The sequence below is a fragment of the Viridibacillus sp. FSL H8-0110 genome (assembly GCF_038003565.1).
In the GTDB taxonomy this organism is placed as follows: domain Bacteria; phylum Bacillota; class Bacilli; order Bacillales_A; family Planococcaceae; genus Viridibacillus; species Viridibacillus arenosi.
The window spans coordinates 2,831,558-2,843,072 of the sequence record NZ_JBBOPJ010000001.1 but is presented as its reverse complement, the minus strand read 5'-3'; the positions used below and the strand labels follow the sequence as shown (position 1 = coordinate 2,843,072).

Sequence of the window (11,515 nt, the reverse complement as noted above, 5' to 3'; positions counted from 1 at the left end):
TATTCTGAAACCAACAATCCTTTTTATCCGTATAAATAGTAATAAAAAAAGAAAGCCGTGATAAATAATGGATAATCAATATGTAGTCGGTTGGGGTACTCTTATGCTCATAAATGCAGGTATTGCGCAGGGGAAGAATCGTTCAGGATTCAACTGGTTTCTACTATCTTTATTTTTAGGTCCAATAGCTACCCTTGTATTAGTTCTTGTTGATAAAAAATAAAAGAAAAAACAAACTGAATAGTTAATTTTCATGTTTAATATGGTATAGATTTTTTTAGAAAGTACATCACAATTCTAGTTGTGGTGTGCTTTTTTGTACTCTAAAAATCTTTCAATGAATATAAAATCGAAAAATTAAAACTAATCTCTATGTTAAAATACAAAAAGTAATACTTGGAAAATAAATAATAGAATATAGGAGGATAAATAGGTGAGTGAATTAGTTATAAAGCCTTTTGAAGAAAGTGACTTTACAGCTATCAGTAAATACTGTTTACCTGAAGAGCAAGCAATTTATACTTCGTTACCTATTAACGTTATTGCTGCATTTAAGAAGGATCAATATAATCAGCCATTCGTTGTAATTTATGATGGAAATTTGGTGGGCTGTTTTGCCCTATATACGAATAAAAGTGAAAATATATATACAAATAATGAGAATAGTATTATTTTCAAATCGTTCTCCATTGACTCACGGTTCCAGAGAAAAGGATTTGCTCTTACTGTGTTAAAATTATTGCCGAAAATAACAAAGCAACACTTCCCTGAAAAGAATGAGATTATATTAACTGTTCATCATACGAATATCGCAGCAATTAATTTATACATAAAAGCTGGATTCATAGAACAAAAATTTAGATTTGAGGGTGATTACGGAGAGGAAATAATATTCCTTTTTGATTTGGCTGTTGAAAATAGTAAGAAACTTTATGTCTAAACAGTACTTATAGATTCAAATAATGTCAGCTTTATTATAAAAAGGATGGATAAAGGTTCTTTGCTTTATCTATCCTTTCTTTACTTCTAGTATAAATTACAAATTTTACTTTGTGTATGGATACAATAACATAAGTTTTTACTTTTATTGATATTAGTGATTTAAAACTTTTGATAAGAATGTCTTTGCACGTTCAGATTCAGGGGCAGTGAAAAACTTATCAGGTGAATTGACTTCAACAATTTTTCCTTCAGCCATAAAAACAATTTTGTCACATATTTCGCGTGCAAATCCCATTTCATGCGTCACAACAATCATCGTCATCCCTTCTTTTGCAAGCTTCCGAATGGCATCCAATACTTCTTTAACCATTTCAGGGTCAAGTGCAGAAGTAGGCTCATCGAAGAGCATGATTTGCGGGTCCATCGCCAAAGCTCGTGCAATGGCGACACGTTGTTGTTGTCCACCTGAAAGATGAGAGGGATGGACGTGTATTTTGTCAGCTAATCCAAGGGAACTAAGTAACACAATACCCATTTTTTCTGCTTCAGCCTTCGTCATTCCTTTTACTTTAATAGGGGCTATTGTGACATTTTCAAGCGCAGTTAGAAATGGGTACAAATTAAAGCTTTGAAATACGAAACCGATATTTGTACGGGCTTTATTGATATCCGTTTTTTTATCATGAATTGACGTCCCATCTACTATAATTTCCCCGTTATCAATTTCTTCAAGTGCATTGATCACTCGAATGAGCGTGGATTTTCCTGCACCGCTTGGTCCGATTAATGCAATTACATTTGATTTTTCTACCTCTAAATTGATATCTACTAAAACTTGATTGTTGCCAAAGCTTTTATTGACACTGTTAATGGAAATCATGCAATCAGCCCTTTCTTAATACTCGCTTTTTAACCAATGTTTTTCAAACTGTCGTATGATTAGTGATAATGTAAATGTCATTGCAAAATATAACAGAGCAACGAATGTCCATATTTCAATATAACGATAAGAGATAGCAGCTAGATTTGTCGCCTTTAATGTTAAGTCTACAGCTGAAATGGTTGAAACAAGTGATGAGTCTTTAATAAGAATGATGAATTGTGATGCCATAGGAGGTAATGTTTTTCTAAAAGCTTGAGGCAGTATGATCAAACGCATAGCTTGAAAATTGGACATGCCAGATGAACGAGCAGCTTCCATTTGACCTTTCGGAACAGATTGGATTCCCCCACGAACAATTTCCGCGATAAATGAACCAGAGAATATAGCCAGAGAAACAATCGATCCCCAATAAGCACCAAGCTTTAAAAACTGACCAAGAACGAGATGAATCCAAATCAATATAACGAGCAGGGGAACACCACGCATAACTTCAACATACACGGAAGAGATAAAACGAATGATAGGGTTTTTTGATATTCGACCAACTCCAAAAAGAATCCCAATCGGTATAGCAAATAGTAAAGATAATGCTGAAATTTCGAGCGTCAAATACATCCCTTTAAAAAAGATATCGAGATTATTTGTGATAACGCTCCAATCAGGTTGATATCTCATAATGTAGGAACTCCTCCATTGAAATGACTTATATAAGGGCATTAAAATGATTGAAGACCTTATACGTACAATCCATAAAATAAGATCTTCAAAGTATTCTACCTAACTGATCATTCTGCTTCTACTTTTGTATTAATATCTCCGTACCAATCATCACTTTCAAACCAGTAAGAACGTGAAGCTAATTCCTGTGGTCCACCTAAATAACTATAAAGGAATGAATTTAGCCATTGGACTGTTACTAAATCATTGTGAGCCACGGCAATACCCAAATTTTCAGCAGAAATATTCTCATCTAAGATATGAGATTTTCCATTTTGCTTTTGCCAAATACGTACTGAAGACTCGTCATAGATAACAGCATCTAACTGACCTGATAACATCGCTAAAGCCGCAGCGGGCATTTCTCTGTAATCTTTGAATTCTGCATTTTTAAAGTTTGCTTTTGCAAAAATTTGACCAGTTGTTCCTATAATAGTTGCAATTTTCTTTCCTTTCTGATCCAGTTCTTTCCAAGATTTTGTCGTCTTATCTGTATCAGGTAATAACATTACTTGTTTTGTTTGATAATAAGGATTAGGGAAACTAACAGACAATGCTCGGGGACCAGTAATTGTCATACCTGAAACGATCATATCAATTTCACCAACTTGCAAGGCAGCTATTAATCCATCAAATGAATATTCTTTAAATTCTACCTTTACATCTAAGGCCTTTCCTATTGCTTTCGCGGTATCAATATCGTAGCCGACAAACTCCTCTTTCAAATTGACCATTTCAAAAGGTGCATATCCTGTAGCTGTACCAACAACCAATTTTCCAGCCTTCTTTACACGATCAATTGTGGATTCACCTGCATTACCAGCCTTATCACTCTCACCTCCACCACATGCTGTTAAAATCATACTCATCAACAATAGCAATACTAGTAAACTCTTTTTCACCCTTTCTCCTCCTTTCAATTAAATAGCTATAACTAGTAAATCTTTAAACTTAATATATGGAGAGTAAGGTAGTAAATATACCAATATAAATAGTGAATTTAATAGTTGGTTGAAAATTCTGTTTATTTAAGGTTTAAAAAAATGATTAAATTGGATATTTTCGGGTACTTAGTTTTATATAATGGTTTGTATGGAATTAATAGGTTTTTGATCTAAAATAGGAGGAGTGTCCAAAATGAAGCGATATAGATATATACTTGTTATTGTAATCTTAATTAGTAGTGTGAGTTTCATTAACCAGCCGAAGATAGAAGCAAAAACGAGTTTAATGACACAATATGTACAAGCAGATGTATTAAACATTCGTATGAAAGCTACAACAAATTCAAAAAAATTGGGTCAATTAAAGAAAAATGAGAAAGTGAAAGTGATTAGCACATCAAAAGGCTGGTCAAAAATTCAATATAAAAAAGGAACAGCTTATGTTTCTTCCACCTATCTAAACTCAAAAAAAGCTGTACAAAAAGTGACGGGGAATTTGCTACCTAAAATAGGGAATTATACTTACAAAAATTATGAAGAAGACATTTATTATGGAAAGAGTACCGAATCTTATGTAAAAATAAAAGGAGGTGTTAAAGCAAAGTCTAAAAATGGAGTGGAAACATCTTATTTGGAAAATAGCAAGCATTTCACCTATTTATCCCCAACAGGGCATACAAGTTTTCGACTGAACTACCCATTAACAAAGGGGGAAAAATGGAAAAATGAGCAAGATGAGATTCAAATCCAAGATGTAAATATGTCAGTTAAAACTGCAGCGGGCTCTATTAATGAAGTTGTCAAAGTTCGAATAGATCACAATATCTATAATACGTATTCCCATTATTACATTGCACCAGGGAAAGGTATTGTTATGTGGAAACTAAACGGTAAGAAAAAATTCCAATTGGCGAAGTATACAAAGTGAAGAATGTACAAAAAAGCTCAAGCCACGTTTGCGTGGCTTGAGCTTTTAATTTATTATCTGAGCTTGAAAAAACGTACGACAAAAAAAATGATTGTACCAAATAGGATGGCAAGGAAAAGTGGCATCTCATAGACTCCAAGTAAACTTTCACCACCACGAGCTATATGCACATCATTCCAAATATTAAAGGCGAAAAACAATAGAATTTCATTTTTTACAAAATTTAATAGTAACATGGAATTCTTATAAAGCCTTTCGGTATTGTCAGCTGTTAATGTACTATAGTTATGCAAATGTGGTTTTTGCTCCAGTACATGACAGAATAACCATAATACTACTCCTATAATTGGTGGTAAAAAGAACATCCATCTCGGGCCCCAGTCATCTGGTACACCCAATGCATTATAATGTGTTGGAACTTCAGAAGGTAGACTAGACCATTGTGTAATTCCATAAATAATTGCTACTACAAATATTCCGATAGCCAAAATATCAAATGTCGTTCTCACAGCAGAACGGGGAATAACTAACTTAGGTTGATTGAACATGTGATAACCCCCTTTATTTGTTTACGAGCGAAGAAAGAGAAAGTTTCATAATAATTACTAAAATACTCCATTTTTAACATTAGTAATTATTGTTGCAAGTATATTTATGGTATAAATATAAAAAGGTTACTACAGAACAATTAGGAGGTATCTTGATGAATCCCCAAATAACTAGTAGGCAACGCAGAATTTTATGTTCACAGAAGAAAGTAAAAGCTGATTTTATATTACGAAATGCTCAGGTAGCTGATGTATTCAACTTACAATGGAGAATGGCTGATGTTGTTGTCTCAGAAGAATACATTGTGGCAATTGATCCTGATGGTCAATTTGAAGCAGAGTATGAAGAAGATGCGCAAGGAAGATATGTTATTCCAGGCCTTATTGACGGTCATATCCATATTGAATCATCGATGTTAACGCCATCAGAATTTAGCCGTATTTTACTACCACATGGAATTACGACGGTGATTACAGATCCACATGAAATTGCTAACGTCTCTGGGGTAAATGGGATTCAATACATGTTAGATAATGCTGAAAATGCAGCGATGGATATTCATGTAATGCTACCATCGAGTGTCCCTTCAACATCATTTGAAAATTCTGGAGCAGTGTTAGAAGCTAAGAATTTAGCGCCATTCTTAACTCATCCAGATGTACTTGGTTTAGCTGAAGTTATGGATTTTCCAGCCGTATTAGAAGCTAATGAAAAGATGCTTGCGAAAATTGAACAAACTGAATCTACTAAGAGAATTATCGATGGCCATGGTGCGGGATTATCCCCTCAGCAAATACGAGGATATCGTGCCGCTGGTATTCAAACCGATCATGAATGCGTAACGGCAGATGAGGCTAGAAATCGTGTGAAGCAAGGTATGTATGTACTCATTCGTGAAGGTTCTGCAGCCAAAAATCTTCGTGCATTACTACCTGCAGTAACACCGACAAATGCACATCGCTTCCTATTTTGTACAGATGATAAACATCTTGACGAACTCATGCAAGAGGGGAGTATTAATTATGACATTGCACTCGCAATTGAAGAGGGAATGGAACCGCTACAAGCAATCCAGTTAGCCACACTTAATGCAGCCAATTGCTATCAACTACTACATAAGGGTGCTTTAGCGGAAGGATTTATTGCAGACTTTATTCTACTCGAAGATCTCAATAGTTGTGAGCCAAAAACTGTATGGAAAAATGGCGAAAAGGTTGCCGAACATGGTCAGATACTACAAAAGAAGCAAAGAGAAAATTATGTTCCAACTGCTATTATGCAATCTGTGAATATTCCCGCATTGACTGAATCCGATCTGGCGATTCCTTTTATAAAAGGCTCAAAAGCGAATGTTATTGAAATTCAACCAAATCAGATTATGACGACGAAGTTGATAGCTGATGTTACTGTTGAAGATGGTGTTTTCATACCCTCAGTAGAAAATGATATGTTGAAATTGGCTGTTATTGAACGTCATCATCAACTTGGGAATATTGGTCTTGGTATCACACATGGCTTTGGACTTCGAAAGGGAGCTGTTGCGACTACTGTTGCTCACGATTCTCACAATGCACTTGTGCTAGGAACAAATGACGAGGACATGTTACTTGCTGTTGAAGCATTGCAGAATATGCAAGGGGGCTATGTTGTTGTAGCAGAAGGACAAATATTAAGTGCTCTTCCTTTGCCAGTTGCAGGGCTAATGACAGATCAACCAGCTCCTATTGCAAAAAAACAACTGTACGAATTGCATGAAGCATTATTACAGCTCAATCCAGATTTAGACTTTCATCTATTTCTGACATTATCGTTCATTAGCTTACCTGTAATACCAGACATAAAACTAACAGATACCGGATTATTTGATGTAGTAAATTTCAAACACATTGCTGTTGAAGTAGAGTAGACTATCAAAAAAGCTAGTTTGAATAATAATTTGTTTTATTACATGAGTAGTTGATTGGAGCGTAGCGACGAAGCGACTTGGCGCACGCCCGCGGAAAGCGTCCACCGTAGCGGAAATCAACGGTCTTATATATTTATATTTATTTAAAATAAAAAAGCTATAGATAAATCTAGATTTTTTCGAGTTTGTCTACAGTAAATAATTTAACTGGGGGCTGCTGCCAATAATAAATACCTATTTATAATTTTGCTTTAGAGTCAATATAAGTGACATGAAAATTATGATAGGAGTGGAAGAATGGTTGAATTAAATACAGAAAGACTAAAACTAATACCATTAAATCTAGAAAACTTGAAGTTACTAATTCATAATCAAAGAGAAGTAGAAATAAAGTTATCTTTAAATGCATCAGATGAATTCTTGAATGAAGAGCTTAAACTAGCTCTGAAATTCAGGCTATCAAAAGTAAGGGAGAATCAGCAAGATTATATATGGTGCACCAATTGGCTAATTATATCGAGAGATAAAAACTGTACAGTTGGTGGTATCATGTTAAAAGGTCGCCCAAATGAAGATGGTGAAGTAATTATTGGTTATTACACTCTTCCTCAATATCAGGGAAAAGGCTATATGACTGAAGCCGTTAATAATATTAAAAGTTGGTTGTTAAATCAGCCTGAGGTTAAGTTTGTTATAGCAGATACTGATAAAAACAATATTGCATCGCATAGGGTGTTAGAAAAATCAGGAGCAGAAATCTATAAGGAAACGGAATACTGCTACTTCTGGAGATTTTTCTGAAATATTTTACAAAATCAAAAAGCTAAGAGCCAGCATTTTAATGTTGGCTCTTTTATGTCTGGAAAATAACATATATCTCGTTCGTTAGATTGGATTTGTACAGTAGTGCTTATTCCAAACTCTATTTCAATTTATCAATAAAAAGTTCTTCATGCATAAGCTGAATCGAGTGTCCTGTAGCAATTAGTTGTTCAGCTTTCAGAAATTTACTACTTTTATGACCGGACTCAGAGCGTTCAATACTATTGCGACTAATGACTAAATAATCGGTCTGTTTAGATACTACATTGCTAAAGATACCCCCTACTTGCCGTAATTTTTGCGCAGCAGAGGAACGAGTCATGCCTTGTAAGCCACCAGTAAAGACAACCGTTTTTCCTTTGAAAAAAGGCCCCTTTATACTTGAAGTTACATTTTGACTATTCTCGATAGAAAGATTGAATAAGCTATTTATATGTTGAATATTTTTCATCTTACTAATTGTAAGTACAATGCTAGCAATCAAGTCAGCATTCTCCATAGATAATGGGATTGATAAATTAGATGCAACAGAGGTTAATTTATAATTTGGTAAATCTGGAAAAGATTTTTGAGCTAATTCGAATGAACATCCGTATTGACAATAAGGGGGAAGTTGTTGAATACTCTCGCATGATTCTTGAATGACATTTTCATCATATTTGACATAATGCGCAACAACATATTGATTGTTTAGCCAACGACATAATGTTGGATAGAATTCTTTAAAGGTCGGCGCAAGTTGTACCATTTCAGTTGTTAAACCATGTTGATGTGTATGATACTCATCAAATGGTTGTTCTGGATTGATATATGTATATAGGGTGTCTTGGATTTCTCCGTTCACCACTTTTACTAATCCGATCGAACAAATACTATCGCGCCATTGGTTGGCTGTTTCAATATCAATGGCTACAAAATCCATATGAAATCCTCCTAAGTTGAAAAAATATTAATCTATTATAACAATTATTTTTTAAAAAATGGGTACTGTGCAGTAATAATACTGGATGATCTTTCTCGTTAAATTGCAATGAAAATGAAATCCCGCCAACTACTATATTGGCGGGATTTTCTTATGAATAAGTTAAATTATGTTCACTACGAATCTTTTCAAGTAATGCGTGGCAACCTTCAGTAACAAGGTCATATGTCTCCTGGAAGTCGCCAGTAAAATATGGGTCAGGGACATCTTTTTTATGATCTGTTAGATCGAGTAGACGCAGGATTTTCGGATGATTAGGTTGACCCGTCATTTCGTAAATATTCATGATATTACTATTATCCATACCTACTATATATTCAAATTGCTCAAAATCTTCTTTTTTCAATTGACGACCAGCCATACCAGCAGAAGAAATATTATTTTTCTCTAAAATTGCAAGCGTACCTTCGTGCGGAGGTTCTCCAATATGCCATGATCCTGTAGCTGCAGAATCAACTGTCACTTTGTCATCTAAGTTTTCTTTCTTTAATAAGTCTCGGAATAATGCTTCGGCCATAGGTGAGCGGCAAATGTTCCCGAGGCAGACAAATAAAACGTTAATCATATCTATATCTCCTATACGAAAGAATATTTTTGATACTTCGAGTGCTTATGGGCTTATATAATCAATTTTACGACGATTATGGATTGAAGACAAGTTTATAGTTTATTTTTAGTTAAAAAGGTGATAATTGTTCTTAAATTAATTATAGTTCAAAGGTACTAATTTTATAGTGTGCTAGAAGGGGGTTTATGGTATCATAATAATGTTGATTGAAAAGTTAAATCAATTATTTAAAAGAGTATTTAATAAATCAATTAATTAATAAAGTGAAACGAAATGCAAATAAATTATTGCTTTGTTATTGAAGAATCAGTATTTTTTATATGAATAATGGTGTCGTATAAACACCTAATTTAGCTAAAAATAATATTTGTGCATTCGTTTTTTTGCAGTTATTTATAAAAGGGGTAGTAAATATGCTTCAATCGATTTTATCGAATCTATCGATTATTTTATTAATGCATTTAATCATCCAGGCACTTAATAATTACAAAAAACACTTACCGAATATGCTATATCTTTTTTTACTCGTTATGACAGTTTCAGCATCAGTTATCACAATGTTTTATTTACCAATCGAATTTGAGGGGTATCGAGTAGATTTAAGAATGATTCCGTTAATTTTTTTAGCTTATTTTGGTAATTGGAGATTGACACTTCCCATCTTATTGATTGTATGTGTTTGGCGTGTTTTGATAGGGGGGGTGGGTACTATACCGGGTATCTTATTTGGTATGATTGGTCCTACCTTATTAACATTAGCTGTCTATAAAAACAACAAATTTTCTAGTAGTTATTTAGATAAGATTCTTCTTTTTACGTCATGTTGGTTTATCTCAGATTTTCCTATTATTTTTATTATTCCAAACGGCCTAGAAATATTTAAAAGCATATTTTTTTTACGATATACTTCATTGCTAGGAGCAGCATCTGTTTTGTATTATTTTGTTTTGATGGAACGAAAACGATACAATTTGAATAATCAACTAGAATTTATAGCTTGGCATGACTCATTAACGAAGTTATTAAATCGAAATAAGTTCTTTGAAATTGTAGAAGAAAAGAGAAAAGCAACAAATGAAAATCACTATTTAGCGATGGTTGATCTTGATTATTTTAAGAAGTTAAATGATACATATGGTCATGTAGTAGGTGATCAAATTTTAAGTGAGATTGGAAGCATATTTAAAAACTATGAAAATGAGTATGTAAAGGTTGGGAGATATGGTGGCGAAGAATTTATCATATACCAAGGACATACTAATTTTGATCAGGCTGTTCAGTACCTTGAGGCAATTCAAAAAGAGATACGTACTACCCCATTTTATATTGATGAGGATTTATCAACATATGTAACGGTCTCTATTGGTATTGCGGAATTGAAGAAAGGTATGAATTTACAAGAAGCAGTGAAACGAGCAGATCAGAACTTGTATATCGCAAAGGAAAAAGGGAGAGATCAAATCGAAGCATTAGAGGTTCATACTAAACGTATTTCGATAACTGTAGGTGCGGAATAGAGTATTTATTGAGAGGGAAAACTAAAATTATGTCACCTATTCAACGAGGGGATAAAGTAAATGAAAGAAAAATACGGTATGACTCTACAGTTGTAGAGTATAGTTGTATCCTGTTAAAAGCTCAAAATCAAAATTTTGTACTTTTTCATGAAATAATGAATTCCTTCACGATGATAGCAAACCAAACAAAGTTAACCATTTCTAAAGGTAGTTATACAATTGCATATTACTGGAAAAATCGTCCGTATAATCTATATATATGGAGAGATAATAAAGGGAATTATATAGGTTCCTATTTTAATATCGTAAAAAATACATATATGATAGATAATTTGGTATCGTTTGAAGACTTGATTATTGATATTTTGGTACTTCCGAATGGAGACTATTTTATTTTAGATGAAGATGAGTTACCTGAGCCGTTAAATCAATTTGAAGATGGATTTGTCCAACAAACTCTGAACTCATTAACAGAGTCACTTGATATGCTTCTTTCTCAAATTATTTCAGAAACTGAGAATCTCTATAAACATGAAGAACTCCTTCTTTTGTTGAACAACAGAAAATATTAAAACGTTTGTTTTTTTGATTTGAACTTTCAAAAACTGGTGAATTAGTTGATTAGCGAATACAAAATGATCAATATTTTTTATAAAAGAACAATCCTAGTAAATAGGATAGGGTATGTTTTGATTCTTCTTTTTTTAAATCATGCTCTTTCTATGTTTCAAAGCTACAACTTCTTAGAAAATTTAAA

Annotated in this window: 13 protein-coding genes; 7 read left to right on the top strand and 6 right to left on the bottom strand. The window is 33.5% G+C overall.

What is annotated here, in order from left to right:
* Positions 1-67: 67 nt before the first annotated feature.
* Both MHH98_RS14250 and MHH98_RS14245 read left to right on the top strand, forming a co-directional pair.
* Positions 68-223 carry a hypothetical protein gene (locus tag MHH98_RS14250; RefSeq protein WP_168170736.1) on the top strand — a complete coding sequence of 52 codons (156 nt, stop codon included), beginning with the start codon at positions 68-70 and terminating at the stop codon, positions 221-223.
* A gap of 210 nt (positions 224-433) precedes the next feature.
* Positions 434-940 carry a GNAT family N-acetyltransferase gene (locus MHH98_RS14245; protein WP_340709179.1) on the top strand — a complete coding sequence of 169 codons (507 nt, stop codon included), beginning with the start codon at positions 434-436 and terminating at the stop codon, positions 938-940.
* A 153-nt stretch (positions 941-1,093) separates the two neighbouring features.
* Here MHH98_RS14245 and MHH98_RS14240 read toward each other — a convergent pair whose 3' ends face one another.
* The 3 genes from MHH98_RS14240 to MHH98_RS14230 form a co-directional block, all read right to left on the bottom strand.
* A complete protein-coding gene (locus tag MHH98_RS14240; RefSeq protein WP_038189811.1) occupies positions 1,094-1,822 on the bottom strand; it encodes an amino acid ABC transporter ATP-binding protein in 729 nt (242 codons plus the stop codon).
* Positions 1,823-1,837: 15 nt separating this feature from the next.
* The gene (locus tag MHH98_RS14235) at positions 1,838-2,500 is read right to left on the bottom strand and encodes an amino acid ABC transporter permease (RefSeq protein ID WP_038189810.1); all 663 of its coding nucleotides are present in this window, start codon (positions 2,498-2,500) and stop codon (positions 1,838-1,840) included.
* Positions 2,501-2,610: 110 nt separating this feature from the next.
* Positions 2,611-3,444 (bottom strand): transporter substrate-binding domain-containing protein, encoded by an 834-nt coding sequence (locus MHH98_RS14230; RefSeq protein WP_038189807.1) that lies wholly within the window; start codon positions 3,442-3,444, stop codon positions 2,611-2,613.
* A gap of 235 nt (positions 3,445-3,679) precedes the next feature.
* Between MHH98_RS14230 and MHH98_RS14225 the strand changes: the two genes are divergently transcribed.
* Complete coding sequence (locus MHH98_RS14225) at positions 3,680-4,414, top strand: SH3 domain-containing protein (RefSeq protein WP_340713117.1); 735 nt, start codon at positions 3,680-3,682, stop codon at positions 4,412-4,414.
* Between the two features lie 53 nt (positions 4,415-4,467).
* Here MHH98_RS14225 and MHH98_RS14220 read toward each other — a convergent pair whose 3' ends face one another.
* A complete protein-coding gene (locus tag MHH98_RS14220; protein ID WP_076065958.1) occupies positions 4,468-4,962 on the bottom strand; it encodes a DUF1648 domain-containing protein in 495 nt (164 codons plus the stop codon).
* 155 nt (positions 4,963-5,117) lie between these two features.
* Here MHH98_RS14220 and ade point away from each other — a divergent pair, with 155 nt between their 5' ends.
* Both ade and MHH98_RS14210 read left to right on the top strand, forming a co-directional pair.
* Complete coding sequence (ade, locus tag MHH98_RS14215; RefSeq protein ID WP_076035423.1) at positions 5,118-6,869, top strand: adenine deaminase; 1,752 nt, start codon at positions 5,118-5,120, stop codon at positions 6,867-6,869.
* A 297-nt stretch (positions 6,870-7,166) separates the two neighbouring features.
* Entirely contained in the window at positions 7,167-7,670 is a 504-nt protein-coding gene (locus MHH98_RS14210; protein WP_076065960.1) for a GNAT family N-acetyltransferase, read from the top strand.
* Between the two features lie 121 nt (positions 7,671-7,791).
* Here the strand turns inward: MHH98_RS14210 and MHH98_RS14205 are convergent, their stop codons facing one another.
* Both MHH98_RS14205 and MHH98_RS14200 read right to left on the bottom strand, forming a co-directional pair.
* Complete coding sequence (locus MHH98_RS14205) at positions 7,792-8,613, bottom strand: exonuclease domain-containing protein (protein ID WP_038189799.1); 822 nt, start codon at positions 8,611-8,613, stop codon at positions 7,792-7,794.
* A 151-nt stretch (positions 8,614-8,764) separates the two neighbouring features.
* The gene (locus tag MHH98_RS14200; RefSeq protein WP_076035425.1) at positions 8,765-9,238 is read right to left on the bottom strand and encodes a low molecular weight protein-tyrosine-phosphatase; all 474 of its coding nucleotides are present in this window, start codon (positions 9,236-9,238) and stop codon (positions 8,765-8,767) included.
* 416 nt (positions 9,239-9,654) lie between these two features.
* Here MHH98_RS14200 and MHH98_RS14195 point away from each other — a divergent pair, with 416 nt between their 5' ends.
* Positions 9,655-10,758: a diguanylate cyclase gene (locus tag MHH98_RS14195; protein ID WP_340713116.1), complete on the top strand. Its 1,104-nt coding sequence runs from the start codon at positions 9,655-9,657 to the stop codon at positions 10,756-10,758.
* Positions 10,759-10,787: 29 nt separating this feature from the next.
* On the top strand, positions 10,788-11,330 hold the full coding sequence (locus MHH98_RS14190) for a DUF402 domain-containing protein (RefSeq protein WP_340713114.1): 543 nt from the start codon (positions 10,788-10,790) through the stop codon (positions 11,328-11,330).
* Positions 11,331-11,515 lie beyond the last annotated feature (185 nt).

Coding starts and splice junctions, on each gene's coding strand:
- MHH98_RS14250 (WP_168170736.1), top strand. CDS start 68: ATGGATAATCAATATGTAGTCGGTTGGGGTACTCTTATGCTCATAAAT.
- MHH98_RS14225 (WP_340713117.1), top strand. CDS start 3,680: ATGAAGCGATATAGATATATACTTGTTATTGTAATCTTAATTAGTAGT.
- MHH98_RS14220 (WP_076065958.1), bottom strand. CDS start 4,962: ATGTTCAATCAACCTAAGTTAGTTATTCCCCGTTCTGCTGTGAGAACG.
- MHH98_RS14195 (WP_340713116.1), top strand. CDS start 9,655: ATGCTTCAATCGATTTTATCGAATCTATCGATTATTTTATTAATGCAT.
- MHH98_RS14205 (WP_038189799.1), bottom strand. CDS start 8,613: ATGGATTTTGTAGCCATTGATATTGAAACAGCCAACCAATGGCGCGAT.
- MHH98_RS14210 (WP_076065960.1), top strand. CDS start 7,167: ATGGTTGAATTAAATACAGAAAGACTAAAACTAATACCATTAAATCTA.
- MHH98_RS14235 (WP_038189810.1), bottom strand. CDS start 2,500: ATGAGATATCAACCTGATTGGAGCGTTATCACAAATAATCTCGATATC.
- MHH98_RS14190 (WP_340713114.1), top strand. CDS start 10,788: ATGTCACCTATTCAACGAGGGGATAAAGTAAATGAAAGAAAAATACGG.
- ade (WP_076035423.1), top strand. CDS start 5,118: ATGAATCCCCAAATAACTAGTAGGCAACGCAGAATTTTATGTTCACAG.
- MHH98_RS14240 (WP_038189811.1), bottom strand. CDS start 1,822: ATGATTTCCATTAACAGTGTCAATAAAAGCTTTGGCAACAATCAAGTT.
- MHH98_RS14200 (WP_076035425.1), bottom strand. CDS start 9,238: ATGATTAACGTTTTATTTGTCTGCCTCGGGAACATTTGCCGCTCACCT.